Genomic DNA, 22,343 nt, shown 5'->3' with positions numbered 1-22,343 from the left:
AGTATGAATGGCTTTGAAAGATCAATAGATTTAGCACATAGGTATTTGGATGTTTTGACTTTAAGGCAGAATGTAATATCTGATAATATTGCCAATGTAGATACTCCAAATTTTAAGAGAAGTAAGGTCACTTTTGAAGCTGAGCTTGAGCGAGCGATTTTGAATGAGAGGGTAGGTGATTTATCTTTGTTAAAGGGCAACGAAAAGCATCTAAATGGATTGAAAGAGGTGGGATATTTAGATATTAAGCCTTACAAAATGCTTGATTATCTATCTACGCAAAATAATAATGGTAATAATGTTAATATTGATTCTGAGATTAAAAGTCTTGTTCAAAATCAAATGATGTATAACTTGTTTGCAAATATACAGGCCCATTATTTTAAAAGTGTGAATATTGTAATAAAATAAATTATTATCTTAAGGAATATTAGATGGGATTGTTTTCAAGTATTAATACTGCTTCAACAGGGTTGACAGCTCAAAGGTTGAGAATTGATGTTATTTCAAATAATATTGCAAATGTAGAAACTACTAGAACCGCTGATGGGGGGCCTTATAGAAGGCAGAGAATAATTTTTTCTCCGAGGGTTAGAAATCCGTATTGGAGAGGGCCTTTTATTCCTGGGTATCTTGATAATGGAATTGGGCAAGGTGTTAGGGTTGCTGGTATTGAAAAAGATAAAGCTCCTTTAAGATTGAAATATGACCCAACACATCCTGATGCAATAAGGTCTGGTGAACGGGAGGGTTATGTTGAACTTCCTAATGTTAATTTAGTTGAAGAGATGGTGGATATGATCTCTGCTTCTCGTGGTTATGAGGCAAATTCTACTGTTATTAATAGTAGCAAGGCGATGTTTAGGAGCGCATTATCAATACTGCAGAGTTAAAAGGAGGTTTAGGCAATGAAGATTGATTCTTTTTTTACGGATAATAATATTTATTTGATTCGTAAAAATCCTTTACATTTTAGTTTGGATGTTAAGCATGAAGAGGTAGGTAAAACTTTTAAGGATACATTTTTGGATGTCATATCTCGTGTGAATGATAGTCAATTGAATGCTTCTAGAATGTCAGATAAGGCTATCTTGAGTCCAGACAGTGTTGATGTTCATGATGTTGTAATCGCTATTGCTAAGGCTAATATGAATTTAAATATCACAAAGGCTATTGTTGAGAGAAGTGTTAGGGCTTATCAAGATATGATTAGTATTCGTTAAGGGGCTATACAGTTTGGGCAATTTTATTACTAAGTTTTTTACATCAGTGAATAAAGTTTTTAAAAAGGCTAGTATAGTTCAAAAAGTGGCTTTTGGGTGTATTGGTGTAGCTATAATTTTTGCACTTATTTTTTTAGTGGGATTTTCTACTAGGAGTCAAAGCATTGCTCTTTTTGGTGTTGGAATTAAAGATCAATATTTATTGGATAGAATAGTTCAAAGACTGGATAGAGAAAATGCTATATACACTATCACAGCTGATGGAAAGATTTATTTAAGTGATGAGAATGTGTCAAAGAGAATGAGAGCGATTCTTGTGAGGGAGGAGCTTGTACCTATCCATATGGATCCTTGGTCTCTTTTTGATATTGATAGATGGACTATTACAGATTTTGAGAGAAATATTAATCTTAGAAGGTCAATTACGAGAGCTGTTGAGCAGCATATTGTTGCTCTTGATGATGTAGATGCTGTTAGTATTAGTCTTGTGATGCCTGAGAAGGCTCTTTTTAAAGAATCACAAGAAGCGGTTAAAGCTTCTGTTAGGATTACTCCCAAGCCTGGATCTGATATTGTCACTAATCGTAAGAAGGTAGAGGGACTTGTCAAGTTAATTCAATATGCTATTGAAGGTCTTGAATCAGAGAATATTGCTATTGTTGACAATAAGGGAGCCATCTTAAATGATTTTTCTAATTTAGATGGAATCGATAGGATTGATTTAGCTGAAAAGGAAAGAAAGCTTAAATTGAAATATGAGGCTGTGCTTCGAGATGAAATTGATTCTGCTTTAAGTAAAGTTTTGTCTGTTGATAGATTTATGATTGCAAGAATCAATGTGAAGCTTGATACTTCTCGTCAAACTACGGAATCTAAGGAATATGCTCCTATTGAAATTCAACCTCAAGATCCAAAAGTTTCTTATAATACAAGAAAAATAAGTGATTCTACAGTTATCTCTTCTCAGGTGCGCAAACGAGAGTATGAGGGCCAGGGTTATAGTCCATGGGGGCCCCCTGGTCAGGAGGGAAATACTCCTCCTGAATATCAAGATTTAAGCGATATTATTGGCAAGTCAAATGAATTCCAGGAAATAAAGAATGTTGCTCTTAATGAAAAGAAATCTTTAAGTGAAAAGGAGCCTGCTAGAATTGCGGGGGTTTCTTTGGGTATTTTTGTAGATGGTATTTGGGATTTTGTTTATGATGAGTCTGGAAATTTTGTTATAGAGAATGGCATGCGAAAAAGAGAATATAGGGCTATTTCTGATGAATCTTTGAAAAATATTACAGATGTGTTGCAGAGTTCTTTTGAATATAAGCCAGAAAGAGGTGATTCAATCACTGTTAGGAATATTTCTTTTGATCGAGTAAATGAATTTAGAAAGATAGATGAAGATTATTTTTCAAGTGAGAGATTTAAGTCTTTGTTGTTTATTGCAAGCATAGCGTTTGCATTGTTAATGCTAGGATTTACATTATTCTTTGCTATTTCTAGAGAACTTGAAAGGCGAAGACGATTTAGGGAAGAGGAGCTTGCAAAACAGGCACACTTGAGGCGTCAGCAGGCATTAATGGATGGGGATGATATTGGTGTTGATGATGTTGTTGGAGGACTTAGAGAGGGAGACGAGCTTCAAGATAATGCTGAGCTTTTAGCTCGAGAAAAGCCTGAGGATGTTGCTAAACTTATTAGAACATGGATTTTTAAGAATGTATGATGTATAAAGGGTAATAAGTTTATGGAAGATAAAAAGGAAAAAGAGATACTTGATGTCTCTGCTTTAACGGGGAAAGAGAAAGCGGCTATTTTATTGGTTTCAATAGGTTCTGAGATTTCTTCTAAAGTATTCAAATATCTTTCTCAAGAAGAGATAGAGTCCTTAACTTTCGAGATAGCAAGACTTGAGACTATTACTTCTGAGCTTAAGGACAGTGTTCTTTTGGAATTTAAAGAATTGATGATGGCTCAAGAATTTATTCAAAAAGGTGGAATAGATTACGCTAGGGAGCTTCTTGAGAAATCTCTTGGTACCCAAAAGGCAGTAGATATCATTAACAATTTGGGATCTGCTTTGCAATCGAGACCTTTTGAGTTTGTTAGAAGAGCAGACCCTGCTAATATTTTAAACTTTATTCAACAAGAACATCCACAAACGATTGCCTTAATACTTTCGTATCTTGATCCCCAGAAAGCTTCATTTATCCTTTCTAGTCTTCCTACTGAAATTCAGACTAATGTCGCAAGAAGAATTGCATTGATGGATAGAACTTCTCCTGAGGTGGTAAGAGAAGTTGAGAGAGTGCTTGAGAAGAAGCTAGCTTCCTTGTCCTCAGAGGATTATACCTCAGCTGGTGGTGTTGATAATGTTGTTGAGATTATCAATATGGCCGATAGAAAGACAGAGAAATTTATTATTGAGTCTCTTGAAGAAGAAGATCCCGAACTTGCAGAAGAAATTAAGAAAAAGATGTTTGTGTTTGAAGATATTGTTCTTCTTGATGATAGATCAATACAGAGAGTTTTAAGAGAAATAGATGGGCAAGAATTAGCAAAGGCTTTAAAATCTGTGGATGTTCCTGTTCAAGAGAAGATTTTTAAAAATATGTCTAAGAGAGCTGCCGGAATGCTTAAGGAAGATATGGAATTTTTGGGACCTACTAGACGTAAGGATGTTGAGGAGTCTCAACAAAAAATCGTTTCTTTGATTAGAAAATTAGAGGAACAGGGAGAAATAGTAATCTCAAGAGGTGGCGAGGAAGATGTACTTGTCTGATAAAGGAGCTTTGTTTGTCTAAGATTTTATATAAGTCAAAAGAAGTTATAAATGCTGTGAAGTTAGAATTTGTTGAGATTGCAAATCCCATTTTTGAATCTTTGGAAATTAAAAGAAAAGAAAATGAAGCTTATGATATAGATAATCGGAGTATTAGTCTTAGAAATGAACTGGAAGCCTTAATGGAAAAAAAACAGAAATTGCAAGAAGAGCTTGATAGTAGTCATGAGTTTACTAAGAGGGAGATAGATGCTGAATGCGCTAGACTTATTGAGGGAGCTAGAGAGAAAGCTGGTCAAATAATAGCTTTGGCTAATGAACAAGCTGAGGCTTTGCAAAGAGAAGCTGAGAATAAGAAAGAGACAATTGAGAGACAATCTAATTCTGAAATTGAGAGAATTGTGGGAGAGTACGAGGGAAGATTAAAAAATGAACTTGAGATTGAAGTTACTAGAGGAAGACAGGAGGGATATGATGCAGGATTTAAGAAGGGTGGTGAAGATTTTGATAGAGTATTAGGGAAGCTGAATAGTATAATATCTTCTTTGGTCTCGAAGCGAAGAGAAATTATTGAGTCTTCGAGAGATCAGATAATGAATCTTGTCATGCAGATCGCAGTTAAGGTAGTAAAAAGAATTATAGATTCTCACAAAGGTGTTATCATAGAAAATGTAAATGAGGCTTTAAAAAAAATAAATAGTAAAACCAATATTGTTGTGCGTGTCAATCTTGATGATATGGAGATTGTCAGTCATCAAAAAAATGAATTTATATCTAAATTTGATCTTATAGAAAATCTGGAAGTTGTTGAAGATGTTAATATAGGGAAGGGTGGATGTGTTATTGAGACTGACTTTGGAGAAATTGATGCACGAATTTCATCTCAGCTAGATAGAATAGAAGAAAGAGTTAAGAATTTTTCTTCACTATTTTAAGCGTTAAGGAATATTGATGGACAATTTTTTTGAAGGTTATTTAAAAGTGCTGGATAATATTGAATCTATATCTCTTATTGGAAAGATAAAAAGAATCAAAGGACTTTTAGTTGAGAGTTTGGGCCCAAAATGTAGTATTGGCGATTTATGTTTAATTGAACAGAGGAATGGCAAGAAAATATATGCTGAAGTTTTGGGTTTTAATGGATCGCTTGTTAGTCTTATGGCTTATGAAGGATTAGATGGTATTGAAGTTGGAGATAAGGTTTATTCTTTAAATAAAAGGCTACAGATTAATCTTAGTGATGAACTACTTGGAAGAGTGATTGATTCTCTTGGGAGGCCTATTGATAATAAGGGGCAATTTTTTGGCAAATATTGCAAGGAATTAGGTTTTAACAGCATTAATCCTTTAAGTAGGGGAGTTTTTTCTGAACAAATAGTTACTGGAGTGAAGGTTCTTGATGGATTCTTACCAGTTGCAAAGGGGCAACGTTTGGGAATTTTTTCAGGAGCTGGGGTTGGTAAATCTACTTTACTTGGTATGATTGCAAAAAATTCTAAGGCGGATGTTAATGTAATTGCTTTTATTGGTGAGAGAGGGCGCGAGCTTAATGAGTTTATTAAGTATGAACTTGGTGAAGAACGCTTGAAAAAAAGTGTTTTAATTGTTTCAACTTCCGATGAATCTCCTATCTCAAGATATAAGGGAGCCTATACGGCGACACTGATAGCTGAGTACTTTAGAGATCGGGGCATGAATGTTATTTTATTGTTTGATTCAATTACAAGGTTTGCAAATGCGAAGAGAGAAATTGGCCTTTCTATGGGGGAGCCGCCTACTACTAAGGGTTATCCTCCTTCTGTTTTTGTAGAAATCCCCATTTTGCTTGAGCGTTCGGGGATTAGTTGCAAAGGTAGCATTACAGGATTTTATACTGTTCTTGTTGAGGGTGATGACTTTACAGAGCCAATAGCTGATAATATGAAGGCTATTTTGGATGGACACATTATTTTAGATAGGGATTTATCTGATAGAGGAATCTATCCTTCGATAAATATCTTAAGTTCGACCTCAAGATCTCTCCATAGGGTAGTAAATTTTGAGAAACAGAAATTGATAACTAGAATTAGGAATTTGTTGTCAATTTATAAAAGTTATGAGGATTTGATTAGAACAGGAATTTATATTAAAGGTTCTAATAAGGAAGTTGATTTGGCAATTTTAAAATACCCAAAGATTATTGATTTTGTATCCCAAGGGATGCAAGAAGAATTTGATTTTGAAAATCTAGATAATGCAATAAGAGAAATATTGGCTTGAATGATTTAAATCTTAAGAAGAAGAAATTTGAGAAAATATTAAGTATTAAAACTTATGATAAGAGGTTTAGCGAAATTGAATTAATGAATATAAATAATCAAATTTCAGAAATAACAGAGTTTGTGGGGAAGATTCCTGAGCGGGTGAAGAAACTGAGCGATGAGGACACTCTTTTGAGGGGATATTATTTAGATTATTTAAATAGTAAAAAAAAGGAAGAATTAAAAAATATTTCAAAATTGAAATATGAATATAAGAAGTATTATGATGTTTATTTAAAGAAATATAGGGAAGAAAAAAAAATTAACATCTTAATAAAAGGTTTAAATGATACTATAATTATAAAAAAAGAGAAAAAAGAAAGTTTACTTTTAGATGAATATATAAATTATAAAATTTGTAAAAAGTTAGGAATTAATGATGAATAGGGTTTTGTCATTCTCTTTTAGAGTATCTTTGTGGTTATTTTTGATTATTTTTTTCTTAGGTCTTTCATTGTTTTTGATTGATTTATTTGGAATATATAAGACTAGAGATTATTTTCCACTATACATAAGGAGTTTACTTTTTGGAGAGAGTTCTCAACCTCTTGAGTACATACGTATTAATCTTGATGAGATCAGGATGATAAAGGAAAGAGAAGCTATTGATATTAAGAGCCAACAAGTTGAAAAGTTGAGAGAAGAATTAAAGATTAGAGAAGATAATTTAAATAAGCTTGAAGCTGAACTTAGTCAAAAACAAAAAGATTTAGATTTAAAACAAAAGGTAATTGATGACATTGTTAATAAATATAAAGATGAGGACGCAAATTTTGTACAAGCTGCTCTATATTTGGTGAATATGCCACCAGAGGATGCTGTTAAAAGACTTGAGGAGCTTAATGACGAGATTGCAATATCTTATATGCGCAAGGTAGAAGATGTTTTTAGAAAAGAGGGGCGTGCATCTATTGTTCCTTATTGGCTGTCTCTTATGGATTCTAAGAAGGCTGCTATATTAATGAGAAAGATGTCTGTTGGTTCGTTGGAGTAAGTTATGAGTAATTTAATTAAGATTGTTCCAAATAATCTTAATTCGATAAATTCAAGTAAGTATTTAGCCTCTTTAAGTTTAGGTAATGTTTTGGGTAAAGATATGAAAGGTGTGTTTTCAAACCTTATTGCCTCAGAGAAACAGAATTTGGTTAAGAGTAGAGGTTCAATAGTGGATTTTTTGAAGTTTTTAAAAAACAATGGTCTTATCAATAAGGGTTTTAAAAATGTATCTTTAAATGAAGATGTCGCTTTTGAAAGACTTAGAGGTAATGATTTTGTATCTAATTTGAAATCTTTAATAAACAGGATGGATAATTTATTTGATTTTGAAAATTTGAGTACTTTGAGTGAAAGTTTATCTTTGGGTTCTGAGGTCGTGGATAGAAAAGAAATATTGAAAAATATGGAAAATTTTTTATCGGAGCTTAACAGTTTGTTTAGAAATTTGAATTCTATTTTAGATTTGAATACTTTAGGTTTTGCTTATGGAGATTCGAATGTTGAAAAGGGTAATAAGGATAAAAATGTTATTAATATTGATGTTAAGGATTTTAAGAGAAATGATAATGTTAAGGAATTTGTTAACGCAGGCGCTAGCTTGAGGATAGTTGATAGCGAGAACTCCGTAGGCAAATATATTTTTAAAGAAGCATTCGATGGAATTAGAGAATTTTGCGGAAATCTTTCTAGTGTTGATACAAAATATGTTAAAGAATTTTTGAGCGGTAATATTGCTGATAATTTAATGTCAGAGTGGAACTTGAAGATTAATCATAATATTGTGAATAAAGTCAAAATTGTGTTAAAATCGAATGATACAGGAGAGATTAGGTTGATTTTAAAGCCTAGAGAACTTGGTAGCATACGAATTAATTTAAATCTTGACTCCAATAATAATTTATTGGGCAAAATAATAGTTGATAATCAAAATGTCAGAACTCTTTTTGAGCAAAATATGTATTCAATCAGTAAAATGTTAGATGATAATGGGTTTAATACTAGCTTGGATCTTTCGCTTGCGGGTAGGAATACTGGATTTTTTTCAGGTGATTTTAGAGATGATGCCGGGGATCAAGAGGGTTCTTTTAATGAGAATAAAATTTTTAAACTTGAAGAGGATGTTGAAATTTCTAGTGATTTAGAAAAAAATATTAATTTTATTGTTTAGTAGGAGAGGAATGAGATTGAATACAATTGACAGTATTTCTAATGTAGTCAGAGTGAGGGAAGTGTCTGATTCTCAGGTAGAACGAGGCATTAAGGGAGCTAATCTTGGTCGAAATGATTTTTTAAAGTTGCTTATTACTCAGCTTAGGTATCAAGATCCTACAGATCCAATGAAAGATAAAGAGTTTATTGCTCAGATGGCACAATTTTCAACTCTTGAGCAAATGACTAATATGAGCAAATCTTTCGAAAAACTTTCATCTGCTCTTGGTATCAATAAAGATTTGGATTTGTTAGGTAAAATAATTGAATTTAAGCATGCTGATGGTGAGGTTGTTAGGGGTAAGGTTACAAATATTAAAACGGGAGTGATTCCACAGATTATGGTTAATGGAAAGTATTACGTTTATGAAAATATTTTGTCAGTAGGATTGGAGGAATAATTATATGATGAGATCTTTATATTCTGGTGTTTCTGGGTTGCAGAATCATCAAACAAGAATGGATGTTGTTGGTAATAATATTGCAAATGTAAATACTATTGGTTTCAAGAAGGGAAGGGTTAATTTCCAAGATATGATATCTCAAAGTATTTCTGGAGCATCCCGTCCTACTGATGGGCGTGGTGGTACTAATCCAAAACAGGTTGGACTTGGTATGAGTGTTGCTACCGTTGATACTATTCATACTCAAGGGTCTTTTCAGAGTACTCAGAAAGCATCTGACCTTGGAGTTAGTGGTGCTGGGTTTTTTATCTTAAGAGAAGGTAGTAATTCTTTTTATACAAGAGCTGGTGCATTTGATGTTGATTCTGATCGTCATCTTGTAAATCCTGCAAATGGCATGAGAATTCAGGGTTGGATGGCAAGGACTCTTGGGGGAGAACAGGTTATTAATACATCTTCTGATGTCGAGGATTTGATTATTCCTGTTGGAGATAAAGAAGGAGCTAAGGCTACTGGGCACATTACTTTTGCCTGTAATCTTGATAAGAGATTGCCTGTAATTGAAGAGGGTGCTAGTGAATCGGATATTGCTAGTGGAACTTGGGTTGTTAATAAAACGGTTTATGATAATTTTGGGAATACTAGTGTTGTTGAACTTAGGGTTGTAAGGGATGCAACTGCTTTTAATACATGGAATGCTACAGTTTTAGTTAATGGAGAGGAAAATTCTAACTTTGTGATAGGTTTTAACAATGAAGGAGCATTGCTTTCTTTGAATGGTCAGCCAGGTCAGCCAGGCGATTTGCTTGAATTTCCTATAACTTTTGGCGTTCCTAATGCTAATGTTGGGGAAGATGGTGAACAGCAGACTATTAACCTTAGGCTTGGAAATGTTGGTAGCTATACTGATTCAATTACTCAATTTGCTGATGCAAGTACAACTAAGGCTATTATTCAAGATGGGTATGGTATGGGATATATGGAAAATTACGAGATAGATCAGAATGGCGTAATAACAGGAGTTTATTCTAATGGTATAAGGCGAGATCTTGGAAAGATTGCTCTTGCATCGTTTGTTAATCCTGGAGGACTTGAGAAGGCTGGTGATACTAATTTCATTGAGACAAGCAATTCAGGTCAGGCTAGAGTGGGTGAGACTGGTTTTGCAGGACTTGGTACTATTAGGGCAGGAGTCTTAGAGATGGCTAATGTTGATCTTGCTGAACAATTTACAGATATGATAGTTACTCAGAGAGGTTTTCAGGCTAATGCTAAGACTATCACTACTTCCGATCAGTTATTGCAAGAACTTGTAAGACTTAAAAGTTAATATTTTGTTTTAGTTTATGATTTATGTAACTAAACTTAATGGAGATGGATATTATTTAAATCCTTGTCATATTGAGAGTATTGAGGCTAATCCTGATACTACAATTCTTCTTATGAACGGTAAGAAAGTGGTTGTAAAGGAAAATATAGTAGAGGTGGTAGATAGAATTAAGATGTATAGGAGAGAGATTGCTTTTTTAGATAAAATTACACAAGAGAATAAGGGAGCTGGATTATGAATTTGGCTAGTATAATTGGATGGGGAGTTGGATTTGGGGCTATTTTAATTTCTATGGCGTTTACTCCTACGGGGTTAGGGGTTTTTTGGGATTTGAGTTCTGTATTTATTACAGTTGTTGGATCTTTTTCTGCACTTATGGCTTCCTCAGAAATTCTCGCCGTTAAGAAAATTCCTACATATTTAGGATTTTTCTTTAAGAAGAGTACTTTTGCTAAGGCGTCTATTATAAAGAATTTGGTGGAGCTCTCAGAAAAAGCTAGAAAAGAAGGACTATTATCTCTTGATGATGAGCTTGAGCAGATCAGTGACCCGTTTTTTAAGTCTGGAATGAGACTTGTTGTTGATGGTGCTGATCCCGAGATAATTCGAACTATGCTTTATCTTGAGCTTGATCAGATGCAAGAAAGACATAAGATGGGCTCTGATCTTTTTGGAACTTGGGCAAAGCTTGCTCCTGCTTTTGGAATGACAGGTACTCTTATTGGTCTTATAGCTCTTCTTGGAAATTTAGAAGATAAATCAGCACTTGGTTCTTCTATGGCTGTTGCTCTTGTTACGACTCTTTATGGCACAATAATGGCAAATTTGATGTTTCTTCCTGTTCAGATTAAATTAGAATCTATAGATTCTGAGGAGGCAGCAGTTAAGACAATGTTGGTTGAGGGTATTTTATCAATTCAGGCAGGCGATAATCCTAGAATTTTAGAGCAGAAGCTTGTGACATTCTTAACGCCTAAAGACAGAAATCAGCTTGGGGGTGTTCTTGGAGGTGAGTAATGGCATTGAGAGCTAAGAAGAATTCAAAGCGCGAAGAAGGTGCTCCTGATTATATGTTAACGTATGGAGACATGGTTACTTTGTTACTTGTTTTTTTTGTTACTATGTTTTCGTTAAATGATATTATCGTTAAGGAAAATATATTAAGAATAATGTCAGCTTCATTTTCAGGATCTGGATTTTTTAAGGGCGGAAAGACTTTGGATGTTGGTAAACTTTCTTATTTGAGTAATAGTTTTATGTCTTTGCCTTCTACTGAGAAGAATAAACAAGCTTCTCAGACAGCTAAAAATAAATCTATGATTGAATTCATTGAAAAGATTCAGTCTAAGAGTATTATTGTTAGACGACTTGAGAGAGGTGTTGTTGTGTCCCTTTTAGCTGATGCTTTTTTTGACTCAGCTAGCGCTGAGGTTAAGCTTGATGAGAATAGGAGAGCAATACAAAGAATAGCATCTTTTATTGGGTTTTTAGATGATCAAGGATATAATTTTAAAATAGAGGGTCATACGGATAATGTTGATACTGATGTGAATGGAATTTGGAAAAGTAATTGGGAGCTCTCAGCAGTAAGGGCGGTAAATATGCTAGAGCAGATTTTAAATTATGCTGATCAGTCTAGGATAGAAAGTATTGAGAGTAGATTTGAAGTATCCGGATTTGCAGGTAGCAGGCCAATTGCTACAGATGATACTCCTGAGGGCAGAGCCTATAATAGAAGAATTGATATTTTAATTACGAGTGATTCTTCTTTGAGTACTCCTAAGAGTGTTAATTAGTAGCAATGTTTAGAAATGATGATAGAAATTTATAGGGAGGTAATATGCCTGATAAAGATGATGAGAACATGGATATAGGTAGTGATGATAGTAAGAAGAGTGGTTTGCTATCTGACATTATAATAAAGTTTTTACAAATATTGGCTATAGGGTTATTTACTGTTGTTATTATGATAATTGTTTCTTATTTTGTCTCTAAGATGGTTGTAAGCCAAAGTGGGACACCTAATGATTTTCCAATTTTTTCTAATGAATATTTAGGGAAACCCCCTATGCTTATATGGTATGAGAGTATAGATGAGATTAGAGGAACTACTTTGGATACCCCTCCAAAAACTTTTGTTGTAAAACTTGCTTTGGGCTATGCTGAAAATAATGTAAATATTTTAAATGAACTTGGAAGACAAAAGGTACGATTAAAAGATATTATTAGAGAATATTTTAGTCAAAGAACAGGACAAGAGATAAAAAATGAAAGTCAAATTAAAGCTGAAATTAAGGCTAGGATTAATAGTGTTCTTAGAAATGGTGAAATAAAAGAAATAGCATTAACACAAATTGATATTTTTGATATGTAGTTTTTGATAAGGAATTTTTAATGGCAAGTAATCCGGGGGCATTATCACAGGATGATATAGACAGTCTTTTAGAATCTATTAATTCATCTGAGAATTTATCATCAGATGATGCGCTTTCCAATGTTATATCTAGTCCTATGGGTAAGAAGCAGAAGGTTAAAGTTTATGATTTTAAAAGGCCAGACAAGTTTTCAAAGGAGCAAGTCAGAACTGTATCAAGTTTTCATGAGGCATTTGCAAGGTATACTACGACTTCCCTCTCAGCTCTTTTAAGAAAGATGGTGCACGTACATGTAGCTTCAGTAGATCAGTTAACTTATGAAGAGTTTATTAGGTCTATCCCAAATCCTACTACTTTGGCAATAATAAACATGGATCCTCTTAAGGGTTCTGCTATATTTGAAGTTGATCCGACTATTGCATTTGCAATAGTCGATAGACTTTTTGGTGGGGATGGGGATACTATGAAAGACAAGAGTAGAGATTTAACGGAGATAGAACAATCTGTTATGGAGAGCGTTATTATTCGTATACTTGCTAATATGAGAGAAGCTTGGTCTCAGGTAGTAGATCTTAGACCTCGTTTTGGACATATAGAGGTTAATCCTCAATTTGCTCAGATTGTTCCTCCAACAGAAATGATTATTTTAGTAACTCTTGAGGTTAAGATAGGTAAGGTAGAGGGGTTGATGAATTTTTGTTTGCCTTATATTACAATAGAGCCTATTGTTTCCAAGCTGTCAACAAGGTATTGGCATTCTTTAATTGGCGTGGGTACTACTAGCGAAAATCTTGATGCTTTAAGGGAAAAGCTTGAAAATACAGATATGCCTTTGATAGCTGAGATGGGAGAAGTTAGATTAAAGGTGAAAGAAATATTGTCTTTAGAAAAGGGTGATGTGATTAGTCTTGAGAATTCTCAAATAAATAAGGATTTAACTCTAAAGGTAGGAACTAAACAGAAATTTAAATGTAGAATGGGGCTTGTGGGGAATAAGATTGCTGTTCAGGTTACAGAAAAAGTTGGTGATATAAAGGATTTTGACTTGTTAAAGGAACTTACAGAAGAGGTTGAATAGTTTGTAAAAGTTTGGATATTTTAAGAAGTTTGATTAGGAGATGAATTAATGGGTGTAGATGAGAATGACATTAGTGAAGAGAAGCCTGAGATAAAGGGTGTTAAGCTTCCTGATTTGATTGATACTTTGCCGGAAGGTGTTGATTCTAGTAATTTTGGGCTTTTAATGGATGTATCCATGCAGGTTACGGTTGAGCTTGGTAGAACTGAGCGTAAGATAAAGGATATACTTGGTATGTCTGAGGGAACAATTATTACGCTTGATAAACTTGCAGGTGAGCCTGTTGATATTTTGGTTAATGGGAAAGTAGTGGCTAAGGGCGAGGTGGTTGTAATTGATGAGAATTTTGGGGTTAGAATTACCGAAATAATTAAAATTAAAAATGAGTAGGTTAACTTCATTTAAGTTGTTGTTTTTAATTTTTATTACATTCTTTTCTAAGAATTTATTTGCGCAAAAAGATGGAGTTACTTTGGATAGTACCCCGTCTAGTTTAGAGAGTGAAATTGATTTGCCAATATTGGGAGATGATAAGGTTGATTTGAATAGTGACGATATACGAAAACTATCTCTTTTCAATATTGCGGATTTGGTTAATATATTGCTTTTCTGTATCTTTTTTATTTTTTGTATCTTTTTATTTAAGAGAATGATTTTTAGTCGTAAGATATTAAAAAATGATAGACAGTCGAATTTTATAAGAGAGCTTGCTTTTTATGAAATAGATAATAAAAATTCTATAAGGATTATCAATATACTAGGCAATATTTATGTATTTTTGGTGTCTATCAATTCTTCTATTTTACTAAGAGAGATAAAGCAAGGGGAAGAGTTAGACAAGTTAGAATTTGAGCTTGACAAGGTTAAGGGACTGGGTAGCACAAAATCTTTTAGGGCAATTTTTTATAAAATATTGCGGAAGAGTAAGGAAGATGAATCTTTGCCTGATGAAGTTGAGTATACGGAGCTAGAGAAGGATATTGAAACTTCTTTAAAAAGTAAGCAGGATAGGTTGAAAAAGTTTTAGAGGTTGAATTTGGGAAAAAATATAAGTCTTTTCTTGTTTTTTGGAGTTGTAAATTTGTCCTTTGCTCAGAATAAATCTTTGCAAACTACTACTGGTCTAAATTTTCCTTTTGTTGATTTGGGAAATTCTACTGGCGGGGGAATAGTTTTTCCTTTGCAACTTTTATTGATATTAACTGTAATAACTCTTTCTCCAGCCTTTTTAGTCTTAATGACTTCTTTTTTAAGAATATCAATAGTATTAGATTTTATCAGAAGAGCATTAGCACTTCAGCAATCTCCACCGAATCAGGTAATAATGGGATTGGCTTTGTTTTTAACTCTTTTTACCATGTGGCCAACTTTTAATATAGTGTATAAGGATGCTTATTTGCCTCTTAAGGATGCAAAAATAGATTTTAATGAATTTTATGATAAGGGAATAGCTCCGCTTAGAAATTTTATGTATAAGCAGATGTCTAATGGAAAGCATGAAGAAATTAGATTATTTATGAGTATTAGTAAATATCCCAGGCCTACAAATTTTAGTGAAGTTCCAACTCATGTTCTGATTGCATCTTTTGTTTTACATGAGCTGAAAGTTGCTTTTAAAATGGGCATTTTGATATTTTTACCATTTATAGTAATAGACATTATTGTAGCTTCGGTTTTAATGGCAATGGGAATGATAATGTTGCCACCTGTAATGATATCTTTACCATTTAAACTTATTCTTTTTGTAATGGTGGATGGTTGGACTTTAATTACTAGCGGACTTGTTAAAAGTTTCATGTGAGGAGTTAAATGACAACGGGGCAAATTATTTATCTGGTTAGGGTGTCTATTGAAAATATTATTATTCTTTCGGCTCCAATGTTGATCACAGCGCTTATAGTTGGACTTTTGATTTCAATTTTTCAAGCCGTTACATCGATTCAAGATCAGACTCTTAGCTTTATTCCTAAAATTATTATAATACTTTTAACGCTTATAGTTTTTGGTCCTTGGATTTTAAAAAAGCTTATACAATTCGCTTTTTTGGTTTTTAGTCAAATACAAAATATATAATCTGTGGATTAAAGTATGGATATAAATTTTTTAGTTTCAAAGTCTTTCGTAATCTTGCCTGTATTTATTAGGATTTTTCTCTTCTTAAGATTTTCTCCTCTTTTTGCAACTGTAAAAGTGAGTTATTTAAATTTTTTCTTTTCCTTGATTCTGTCGGTTATTATTGTAGATAAAATAAATATTGCTTACCCTTTAGACAGTTTGTTTTCATTTTCATTGATATTATTGGGGGAAGCTCTTTTAGGCCTTATTCAAGCTTTTTTTGTAAATATAATTTTTAGTGTTTTTCATTTACTTGGATTTTTTTTCTCAAATCAGATGGGACTTGCTTATGCAAATATTTTTGATGTGTTTGCGGAGGAGGATAGCTTGGTAATATCTCAAATATTTACTTATCTATTTTTGCTCTTGTTTTTGTCGCATAATATTCTATTTCGGTTTTTTTTGATCGGAGTTCATGATTCTATTTTAAATGTTAGAATTGAAAATTTGGTCAATATAAAAGATTATGAATTTATTAAGTTAATGCTTTATTCTTTTGCTATTCTTTTTGAAAAAGCTTTAGTAATTTCTTTGCCGATATTGGGAGTACTTTTACTGCTTTATTTGGTTTTAGGTATACTTTCAAAGACCTCTCCTCAGATTAATTTATTAATGATTAGTTTTGCAGTTTCGTTGCTTTTAGGATTGATTATTTTATATATTAGTTTCCCAAGTTTGATAATATCTATTAGAAGGGTCATTGAACTTGCTCTAGACTCTATGCGAAATGTTTTAAATTTATTCTCTGAGACTTTGGAATGAATGATCAAAAAGCATTCTTAAATAAAAAATGGTATATCCCTCTTAATTTTTTTGCATCAGAGGATGAGGGGCGAACTGAACTTCCTACTGAGCAAAAGAAGCATAAAGCAAGAGAAGAGGGACAAGTATTAAAATCAAATGAGATCAACTCAGCAGTTAGTCTTTTCATATTATTTGCTGTATTCTTCTTTATGTTATCTTATTTTGCACGAGATTTGGTAAGTGTTTTTACGGAACAGGCTAGCAAGCTTCCAAAGGTAATGTCTATTAGTATTTATTCATTAAGTTTCGCATATATTAGGCCGATGCTTGGATATATGATTGTATTTTTTTTAATATCATTTGTGGTTAATTTTTTTATTAATGTTATTCAAGTTGGTTTTCTGATTACTTTTAAGCCTATAGTACCCAAGTGGGAACGCGTAAGTCCAAATTTTTCAAAGTGGATAAGAAATTCATTTGGCTCATCTGAAGCTTTTTTTAATTTGTTTAAAAGTTTATCAAAAGTTGCTATAATATCTTTGATATATTACGTTATGCTAAAAAGCAATATAGGTAAAGTCTCAAAGATATCTGAGTATAGCCTTGAGGGAGGCATTTCTATTATATTGAGTGTTGCTTATAAAATATGCTTTTTTTCAATAATAGTGTTAGTGATTATTAGTATATTGGATTATGCTTTTCAGAGGACTCGTTATATTGAGAATTTGAAAATGACAAAAGAAGAGGTGAAGCAGGAGAGAAAGGAAATGGAGGGGGATCCCCTACTTCGTTCTAGGATGAGAGAACGAATGAGGCAGATTTTAAGTGCTAATTTGAGGGTAACGGTTCCTCAGGCGGATATAGTAATTACGAATCCAGAGCATTTTGCCGTTGCTATCAAGTGGGATAGTAATACGATGTGGGCACCAAGGGTGCTTGCAAAAGGGCAAGATGAAATCGCATTTATAATTAAACAAATTGCAAGGGAGAGTAGTATTCCTGTGATAGAGAATAAACCACTTGCGAGAGATCTTTATGCTAATGTTGAAGTTAATGAGGAGATTCCAAGAGAGTATTGGGAGATTGTTTCAAAAATTCTTGTGAAGGTGTATTCTATTACTAAAAATTTTATTAGAGGTTGAATTGTTGGATGCTAGAAGAAGTTCTGTATTAGGATATTTGGGACTTAATAATAAATCAGACTTAATAGTTTCAATTGGTTTAATACTTATTGTTGCTGGTTTTATTTTACCACTTCCTGCTTTTATTTTGGACGCTTTGATTGTGGTTAATTTAGTAGTAAGTCTTTTGATTATTCTTATTGTTCTTTATTCTAGGCGTTCACTTGATTTTTCAGTTTTTCCAACACTCTTACTTGTTATGACTATTTTTGGTCTTGTTTTGAATATTTCTTCTACTAGATTAATTTTAACGAAAGGGATTAATTTTGATGGGCAAATGATCAGAGCTTTTGGAACATTTGTTGTTGGAAGTGCTGGAACTCAGGGGCTAGTTGTTGGGTTTATAATATTTCTTATTATCATTGCAGTTCAATTTATTGTTATCACTAAAGGTTCTACGAGAGTTGCTGAGGTAGCTGCTCGGTTTGCTCTTGATGCTCTTCCTGGGAAACAGATGGCGATTGATTCTGCTTATAGTTCTGGGAATTTAACAGAAGAGGAAGCTACAAAACAAAAAAATGAATTACAGGCTGAAGTAAACTTCTATGGTGCTATGGATGGTGCTTCTAAGTTTGTATCAGGTAATGTAAAGGTTGGACTTTTGATAACTGTTATAAACATTATTGGGGGACTCTTAGTAGGCATTACTCTGCAAGGTCTTAAATTGAGTGATGCACTCAATAATTATATATCTTTAACTGTTGGGGATGGACTTGTATCTCAGCTTCCAGCACTATTAATCTCGACAGCTACAGGACTTATTGTTACAAGATCAATAGCTAAGAATAGTTTTGGAGGAGAAATTGTTGAGCAGTTTACTTCCTATTCGGGAATTTATTGGATTGTATCTGGATTTTTGTTATTTTTGGCATTCCTTCCAGGGTTTCCTACATTAATACTTATTCTTTTGAGTTTCTTAATAGCATTTTTAGCTTACTCACTATCTAATTTGGCTAGGAATAGGGAACTTTATGAGAGTAAAAAGGCAGAAGAAGATAAAATATCAAGCTATGCTGATAAGGAAATTGTCCCCGTTGTTCCTCTAGATCCATTGGCTTTAGAGATTGGGTATAATCTTGTTCCAATTGTTGATGATTCAAAGACTTCGGAACTTCTTGATCGTATTATAAAGATACGCCGTGAGGTTGCGCTTGAATTTGGAATAGTTGTGCCTAAGATTAGAATAGTGGATAATATGCGCCTTGAACCGAATGAGTATTCATTTAAACTTAGGGGAGTGGAGATTGGGCATGGGGAGATTAAGCTTGGTAAGTTTTTAGTTATTAATGTGGGTTCTGATTCTGGAATTGAGGGGGATCTTACAAAAGATCCTTCATTTGGACTTCCATCTCTTTGGGTAAATGATGACGGAAGAGAAATGGCTGAAAAGTTAGGGTATACTGTGGTTGATCCTCCTTCTATTATTGCTACCCACATGACAGAACTTATTAAGAGGCATGCTTGTGAGGTATTAACTCGTCAAGATGTTCAAAATATTCTTGATGTGTTTAAAAGAGACTATGGAGCAATTGTTGAAGAAGTTTTAAAAGATTTTTCAGTTGGAGAGATTCAAAGAGTGCTCCAAGGCTTACTAAGAGAACAAGTGTCAATTCGTAATTTAGTTACAATTTTTGAAACAATAGCAGACTTTACAAGTATTACTAAGGATACATTCTTTTTAATTGAAAAATGTAGGCAGGCAATTGGAAGGCAAATAGTTAGTGGGTATCTAGATTCTAATTTAGAGCTTAATGTAATAACAATAAATCCAGAATTTGAGCAAAAAATAATTGATTCACGCTTTGAGTCTAATAATGATCTTATAAGTTCTCTTGAACCTAATTTGAAGACTAAATTTGTTTATGAGCTTTTTAGACTTATCAGTGAGATTCAAGCTCAAGGATATTACCCCATTATACTATCGAGTGAATCTGCGCGACCTGTAATAAGGGTTTTAACTAGTAGAGAGCTTTCAGATATTGTTGTTATATCTGTGTTAGAGGTTCCAAAAAATGTTAAAGTTAATGTGCTTAAAACAGTAGAGGTTGAAGAGTAATATTATGGTTCAGTATTTTACAGAAAGAGGCCCAACCTATAATGAGGTCATAGAAACTATTAAAAAAAAATATGGAAAGAATGCTAGAGTCATGACTTATAAGACCATAGCCCATGGAGGAATATTTGGATTATTTAGTAGAGATTGGATTGAGGTTTCAGGTTATGTTAGATATGACATTGGGCAACAGCAAATAAACGTTGAAGAGGAGAAGCGTAAAATTCTTCAGAGCATTAAGAAAGAAGAGAGCTCTTCAATTGAGGATGTGCTTAAGGAAGTTAAATCCCTTAAGAGTGAACTTGCGCATAAAAAGGAAGAAATTAATCATCCAACAATTTTAAAAATAGAAGACATTCTGCGTGATAATGATTTTTCTGAAAATTATATTAGAGACGTTAACGATTTTATTAAGAAAGAGTTTAGTTTGTCAGGTCTTGATGATTATGATCAAGTTAGGGATAGTGTTATAGTATATATTGCTAAGACTATTAAATGCTCAGGCTCTCTTATTGATAATCTTAAGAAAAGAATTTTGATTTTAGTTGGACCTACGGGAGTTGGAAAGACAACTACAATTGCAAAGCTTGCAGCAATTTATGGCATTAATAGTGATACTAAGAGTTTAAATATTAAGATTATTACCATTGATAACTATCGCATAGGAGCTAAGAAGCAAATTCAAACTTATGGAGATATTATGGGAATTCCTGTTAAGGCAATTGAGTCTTTTAAGGATTTAAAGGAAGAGATTACGCATTCAAAGGATTTTGATCTTGTTTTAATTGATACGATTGGTAAAAGCCCTAAGGATTTCATGAAACTTGCTGAGATGAAGGAACTATTGAATGCATGTGGTCGCGATGCTGAATTCCACTTGGCTGTAAGTTCTACTACAAAGACAGCAGATATTAAGGAAATATTTCATCAATTTTCTCCTTTTAATTATAAGACTGTGATTTTTACAAAACTAGATGAGACAACATGTGTTGGAAATTTAATAAGTTTGATTCATGAAATGAGAAAGGAAGTTTCCTATATTACTGATGGACAAGTTGTTCCTCATAATATTAGCGTTGCGGAACCGCTCACCTTTATAAAGAAAATCAATGGATATAGAATAAGTGACGATATTGAATTCATCCGAAGAATCAAAAGTAAATCTTATTATTAAGGATAATATATGATGAAAGATCAAGCTCAAAGTTTGCGCGATATTATGAGATTGAATAATAAGGCTAATTTTGTCATTGATGATAAAATTCAAAACAATAGGACTAGATTTATTGCTGTTACTAGTGGTAAGGGTGGAGTTGGTAAGAGCAATATAGCTGTAGGGCTTGCTCTTAAATATGCGAATCTTGGTAAGAAAGTTTTGGTTTTTGATGCAGATATTGGGATGGCTAACATAAATATTTTGCTTGGGGTTATTCCAAAGTACAATATTTATCACATGATTATGCAAGGGAGGGACATTAAGGAAGTAATAACAAAGACAGAATATAATATTGATCTTTTGGCTGGTGCTTCTGGGACAACAGAGCTTTTGGATCTATCAGATGCTGAGATGAATCAGTTTATCAAGGAATTATTAAAAGTTTATGAATATGATATAGTTATCATAGACACTAGTGCTGGAATTTCAAGGCAGGTTATTTCATTTTTGTTTTCTAGTGATGATGTCGTTATTGTTACAACTCCGGAACCTACCTCTATAACGGATGCTTATGGTATAATTAAGGTTTTATCTCACCGGATGGAAAATTTAAAAAATTTAAGACTTGTTGTTAATAGGGTAGCTAGTGTAAGTGAGGGAAGAGGAGTTGCTAAGAAGGTTATTGATATATCAAGCCAGTTCTTGAATTTAAACATTGATTATTTGGGGTATGTTTATGAAGATCAGAATATTAGAAATTCTGTTTTTAAGCAAAGGCCTTTTATTTTATTAAATCCTAATAGTAAGGCCAGTTATTGTCTTGATTCTATTGTAGCTACTCTTGAAGAAGTTTCCTTGGACAATAAAAGACGCAGGGGTGTAATAGGATTTATATCTAAATTTTTTGGAATGGAATAGGTAATATGTTAATTCATAAGGAAATAAAATATGTATTATTATTTAGTATATTCGCATTTATTATTTCAGTGATTCTTGGCATACTCTCTCGGGTATCTTTTATTACAATATTGTTTAGAGCATTTTTTCAGTTTATAATTTTTTTCCTTATTGGACTTTTGATTGAATTTGTATATAAGAAGTATTTGTATGATCTTTTTAGAGATGTTAGCTTGAGTGATAAGGATAGTAAGAATTCTTATGTAAAGGATAAGAATGATACTGCTACATCAGATGCCATGACATTTTCTTCTAGGAATAATCCTCTTGCTAGGAATAATGATGATTTTTCCCTTATGGAAGAGGTTGAAAACTATAAGATAGATGATGCTAAGTATAGCAAGCCTAGTGATAGGCGATCGAGTCAAATTTCATATGTTGCAGAGAATGATCCTAAGGTTGTTGCTGAAGCTATTAAAGCTTTAATTCATAAGAAGGAATAAAAT

27 protein-coding genes are annotated in these 22,343 nt (G+C 33.1%); all 27 read left to right on the top strand.

The window, feature by feature from the left end; all coding sequences use genetic code 11:
* The first annotated feature begins 3 nt into the window (after nucleotides 1–3).
* Genes flgB through CR532_RS01395 form a run of 27 tightly spaced genes read left to right on the top strand, consistent with a single transcriptional unit; the run spans nucleotide 4 to nucleotide 22,340 of the window.
* Nucleotides 4–411 (top strand): flagellar basal body rod protein FlgB, encoded by a 408-nt coding sequence (gene flgB / locus CR532_RS01525; protein WP_108729084.1) that lies wholly within the window; start codon nucleotides 4–6, stop codon nucleotides 409–411.
* 23 nt (nucleotides 412–434) lie between these two features.
* Nucleotides 435–893, top strand: a complete 459-nt coding sequence (flgC, locus tag CR532_RS01520; protein ID WP_108729083.1) for a flagellar basal body rod protein FlgC — start codon at nucleotides 435–437, stop codon at nucleotides 891–893.
* A gap of 15 nt (nucleotides 894–908) precedes the next feature.
* Complete coding sequence (fliE, locus tag CR532_RS01515) at nucleotides 909–1,223, top strand: flagellar hook-basal body complex protein FliE (RefSeq protein WP_108729082.1); 315 nt, start codon at nucleotides 909–911, stop codon at nucleotides 1,221–1,223.
* A gap of 13 nt (nucleotides 1,224–1,236) precedes the next feature.
* Entirely contained in the window at nucleotides 1,237–2,943 is a 1,707-nt protein-coding gene (fliF, locus tag CR532_RS01510; protein ID WP_108729081.1) for a flagellar basal-body MS-ring/collar protein FliF, read from the top strand.
* 21 nt (nucleotides 2,944–2,964) lie between these two features.
* Nucleotides 2,965–3,999 (top strand): flagellar motor switch protein FliG, encoded by a 1,035-nt coding sequence (gene fliG / locus CR532_RS01505; RefSeq protein ID WP_108729080.1) that lies wholly within the window; start codon nucleotides 2,965–2,967, stop codon nucleotides 3,997–3,999.
* Nucleotides 4,000–4,013: 14 nt separating this feature from the next.
* Nucleotides 4,014–4,934: a flagellar assembly protein FliH gene (gene fliH, locus CR532_RS01500; protein WP_108729079.1), complete on the top strand. Its 921-nt coding sequence runs from the start codon at nucleotides 4,014–4,016 to the stop codon at nucleotides 4,932–4,934.
* A 16-nt stretch (nucleotides 4,935–4,950) separates the two neighbouring features.
* Nucleotides 4,951–6,258, top strand: coding sequence for a FliI/YscN family ATPase (locus CR532_RS01495; RefSeq protein ID WP_108729078.1), 1,308 nt, complete (start codon nucleotides 4,951–4,953; stop codon nucleotides 6,256–6,258).
* Nucleotides 6,255–6,686 (top strand): flagellar protein FlbA, encoded by a 432-nt coding sequence (locus CR532_RS01490; RefSeq protein ID WP_108729077.1) that lies wholly within the window; start codon nucleotides 6,255–6,257, stop codon nucleotides 6,684–6,686. The genes CR532_RS01495 and CR532_RS01490 overlap by 4 nt, the downstream gene beginning before the upstream one ends.
* Nucleotides 6,679–7,293, top strand: a complete 615-nt coding sequence (locus CR532_RS01485; protein ID WP_108729076.1) for a periplasmic-type flagellar collar protein FlbB — start codon at nucleotides 6,679–6,681, stop codon at nucleotides 7,291–7,293. The genes CR532_RS01490 and CR532_RS01485 overlap by 8 nt, the downstream gene beginning before the upstream one ends.
* Before the next feature lie 3 nt (nucleotides 7,294–7,296).
* A complete protein-coding gene (locus CR532_RS01480; RefSeq protein ID WP_108729075.1) occupies nucleotides 7,297–8,463 on the top strand; it encodes a flagellar hook-length control protein FliK in 1,167 nt (388 codons plus the stop codon).
* Nucleotides 8,464–8,479: 16 nt separating this feature from the next.
* Nucleotides 8,480–8,905, top strand: a complete 426-nt coding sequence (flgD, locus tag CR532_RS01475; RefSeq protein ID WP_375537737.1) for a flagellar hook assembly protein FlgD — start codon at nucleotides 8,480–8,482, stop codon at nucleotides 8,903–8,905.
* A 4-nt stretch (nucleotides 8,906–8,909) separates the two neighbouring features.
* A complete protein-coding gene (flgE, locus tag CR532_RS01470; protein WP_108729073.1) occupies nucleotides 8,910–10,238 on the top strand; it encodes a flagellar hook protein FlgE in 1,329 nt (442 codons plus the stop codon).
* A 16-nt stretch (nucleotides 10,239–10,254) separates the two neighbouring features.
* Complete coding sequence (locus tag CR532_RS01465; RefSeq protein WP_108729072.1) at nucleotides 10,255–10,476, top strand: flagellar FlbD family protein; 222 nt, start codon at nucleotides 10,255–10,257, stop codon at nucleotides 10,474–10,476.
* Nucleotides 10,473–11,255, top strand: coding sequence for a motility protein A (locus CR532_RS01460; protein ID WP_108729071.1), 783 nt, complete (start codon nucleotides 10,473–10,475; stop codon nucleotides 11,253–11,255). The genes CR532_RS01465 and CR532_RS01460 overlap by 4 nt, the downstream gene beginning before the upstream one ends.
* Entirely contained in the window at nucleotides 11,255–12,034 is a 780-nt protein-coding gene (motB, locus tag CR532_RS01455; RefSeq protein WP_108729070.1) for a flagellar motor protein MotB, read from the top strand. The genes CR532_RS01460 and motB overlap by 1 nt, the downstream gene beginning before the upstream one ends.
* Before the next feature lie 44 nt (nucleotides 12,035–12,078).
* Nucleotides 12,079–12,612, top strand: coding sequence for a flagellar basal body-associated protein FliL (gene fliL, locus CR532_RS01450; protein ID WP_108729069.1), 534 nt, complete (start codon nucleotides 12,079–12,081; stop codon nucleotides 12,610–12,612).
* A gap of 20 nt (nucleotides 12,613–12,632) precedes the next feature.
* Entirely contained in the window at nucleotides 12,633–13,691 is a 1,059-nt protein-coding gene (gene fliM / locus CR532_RS01445; RefSeq protein ID WP_108729068.1) for a flagellar motor switch protein FliM, read from the top strand.
* 48 nt (nucleotides 13,692–13,739) lie between these two features.
* Nucleotides 13,740–14,081, top strand: a complete 342-nt coding sequence (gene fliN, locus CR532_RS01440) for a flagellar motor switch protein FliN (RefSeq protein WP_108729067.1) — start codon at nucleotides 13,740–13,742, stop codon at nucleotides 14,079–14,081.
* Nucleotides 14,074–14,718 carry a flagellar biosynthesis protein FliZ gene (locus CR532_RS01435; RefSeq protein ID WP_108729066.1) on the top strand — a complete coding sequence of 215 codons (645 nt, stop codon included), beginning with the start codon at nucleotides 14,074–14,076 and terminating at the stop codon, nucleotides 14,716–14,718. The genes fliN and CR532_RS01435 overlap by 8 nt, the downstream gene beginning before the upstream one ends.
* A 9-nt stretch (nucleotides 14,719–14,727) precedes the next feature.
* The gene (fliP, locus tag CR532_RS01430) at nucleotides 14,728–15,492 is read left to right on the top strand and encodes a flagellar type III secretion system pore protein FliP (protein ID WP_108729608.1); all 765 of its coding nucleotides are present in this window, start codon (nucleotides 14,728–14,730) and stop codon (nucleotides 15,490–15,492) included.
* 8 nt (nucleotides 15,493–15,500) lie between these two features.
* On the top strand, nucleotides 15,501–15,764 hold the full coding sequence (gene fliQ, locus CR532_RS01425; protein ID WP_108729065.1) for a flagellar biosynthesis protein FliQ: 264 nt from the start codon (nucleotides 15,501–15,503) through the stop codon (nucleotides 15,762–15,764).
* A 15-nt stretch (nucleotides 15,765–15,779) separates the two neighbouring features.
* A complete protein-coding gene (fliR, locus tag CR532_RS01420) occupies nucleotides 15,780–16,568 on the top strand; it encodes a flagellar biosynthetic protein FliR (RefSeq protein ID WP_108729064.1) in 789 nt (262 codons plus the stop codon).
* On the top strand, nucleotides 16,565–17,692 hold the full coding sequence (gene flhB, locus CR532_RS01415; protein ID WP_108729063.1) for a flagellar biosynthesis protein FlhB: 1,128 nt from the start codon (nucleotides 16,565–16,567) through the stop codon (nucleotides 17,690–17,692). The genes fliR and flhB overlap by 4 nt, the downstream gene beginning before the upstream one ends.
* A gap of 1 nt (nucleotide 17,693) precedes the next feature.
* Entirely contained in the window at nucleotides 17,694–19,787 is a 2,094-nt protein-coding gene (gene flhA, locus CR532_RS01410) for a flagellar biosynthesis protein FlhA (RefSeq protein WP_108729062.1), read from the top strand.
* 4 nt (nucleotides 19,788–19,791) lie between these two features.
* Nucleotides 19,792–20,958: a flagellar biosynthesis GTPase FlhF gene (gene flhF / locus CR532_RS01405; protein WP_108729061.1), complete on the top strand. Its 1,167-nt coding sequence runs from the start codon at nucleotides 19,792–19,794 to the stop codon at nucleotides 20,956–20,958.
* A gap of 12 nt (nucleotides 20,959–20,970) precedes the next feature.
* The gene (locus CR532_RS01400; RefSeq protein ID WP_108729060.1) at nucleotides 20,971–21,858 is read left to right on the top strand and encodes a MinD/ParA family protein; all 888 of its coding nucleotides are present in this window, start codon (nucleotides 20,971–20,973) and stop codon (nucleotides 21,856–21,858) included.
* A 5-nt stretch (nucleotides 21,859–21,863) separates the two neighbouring features.
* On the top strand, nucleotides 21,864–22,340 hold the full coding sequence (locus tag CR532_RS01395; RefSeq protein ID WP_108729059.1) for a hypothetical protein: 477 nt from the start codon (nucleotides 21,864–21,866) through the stop codon (nucleotides 22,338–22,340).
* The last annotated feature ends 3 nt before the right edge of the window (nucleotides 22,341–22,343 follow it).

The sequence above is a fragment of the Candidatus Borreliella tachyglossi genome, from assembly GCF_003076595.1.
GTDB classification, from domain to species: Bacteria; Spirochaetota; Spirochaetia; order Borreliales; family Borreliaceae; genus Borrelia; species Borrelia tachyglossi.
This window is presented reverse-complemented; position numbering and strand designations above follow the sequence as displayed.

Excerpts from the sequence above, each read along its gene's own strand:
- CR532_RS01400 (WP_108729060.1), top strand. The coding sequence starts at position 20,971 with ATGAAAGATCAAGCTCAAAGTTTGCGCGATATTATGAGATTGAATAAT.
- CR532_RS01395 (WP_108729059.1), top strand. The coding sequence starts at position 21,864 with ATGTTAATTCATAAGGAAATAAAATATGTATTATTATTTAGTATATTC.
- flgC (WP_108729083.1), top strand. The coding sequence starts at position 435 with ATGGGATTGTTTTCAAGTATTAATACTGCTTCAACAGGGTTGACAGCT.
- flgE (WP_108729073.1), top strand. The coding sequence starts at position 8,910 with ATGATGAGATCTTTATATTCTGGTGTTTCTGGGTTGCAGAATCATCAA.
- fliQ (WP_108729065.1), top strand. The coding sequence starts at position 15,501 with ATGACAACGGGGCAAATTATTTATCTGGTTAGGGTGTCTATTGAAAAT.
- fliE (WP_108729082.1), top strand. The coding sequence starts at position 909 with ATGAAGATTGATTCTTTTTTTACGGATAATAATATTTATTTGATTCGT.
- CR532_RS01495 (WP_108729078.1), top strand. The coding sequence starts at position 4,951 with ATGGACAATTTTTTTGAAGGTTATTTAAAAGTGCTGGATAATATTGAA.
- CR532_RS01485 (WP_108729076.1), top strand. The coding sequence starts at position 6,679 with ATGAATAGGGTTTTGTCATTCTCTTTTAGAGTATCTTTGTGGTTATTT.
- fliR (WP_108729064.1), top strand. The coding sequence starts at position 15,780 with ATGGATATAAATTTTTTAGTTTCAAAGTCTTTCGTAATCTTGCCTGTA.
- CR532_RS01460 (WP_108729071.1), top strand. The coding sequence starts at position 10,473 with ATGAATTTGGCTAGTATAATTGGATGGGGAGTTGGATTTGGGGCTATT.
- fliL (WP_108729069.1), top strand. The coding sequence starts at position 12,079 with ATGCCTGATAAAGATGATGAGAACATGGATATAGGTAGTGATGATAGT.
- CR532_RS01435 (WP_108729066.1), top strand. The coding sequence starts at position 14,074 with ATGAGTAGGTTAACTTCATTTAAGTTGTTGTTTTTAATTTTTATTACA.
- fliG (WP_108729080.1), top strand. The coding sequence starts at position 2,965 with ATGGAAGATAAAAAGGAAAAAGAGATACTTGATGTCTCTGCTTTAACG.
- flhB (WP_108729063.1), top strand. The coding sequence starts at position 16,565 with ATGAATGATCAAAAAGCATTCTTAAATAAAAAATGGTATATCCCTCTT.
- fliM (WP_108729068.1), top strand. The coding sequence starts at position 12,633 with ATGGCAAGTAATCCGGGGGCATTATCACAGGATGATATAGACAGTCTT.
- motB (WP_108729070.1), top strand. The coding sequence starts at position 11,255 with ATGGCATTGAGAGCTAAGAAGAATTCAAAGCGCGAAGAAGGTGCTCCT.
- CR532_RS01480 (WP_108729075.1), top strand. The coding sequence starts at position 7,297 with ATGAGTAATTTAATTAAGATTGTTCCAAATAATCTTAATTCGATAAAT.
- fliN (WP_108729067.1), top strand. The coding sequence starts at position 13,740 with ATGGGTGTAGATGAGAATGACATTAGTGAAGAGAAGCCTGAGATAAAG.
- CR532_RS01465 (WP_108729072.1), top strand. The coding sequence starts at position 10,255 with ATGATTTATGTAACTAAACTTAATGGAGATGGATATTATTTAAATCCT.
- flgB (WP_108729084.1), top strand. The coding sequence starts at position 4 with ATGAATGGCTTTGAAAGATCAATAGATTTAGCACATAGGTATTTGGAT.
- flhF (WP_108729061.1), top strand. The coding sequence starts at position 19,792 with ATGGTTCAGTATTTTACAGAAAGAGGCCCAACCTATAATGAGGTCATA.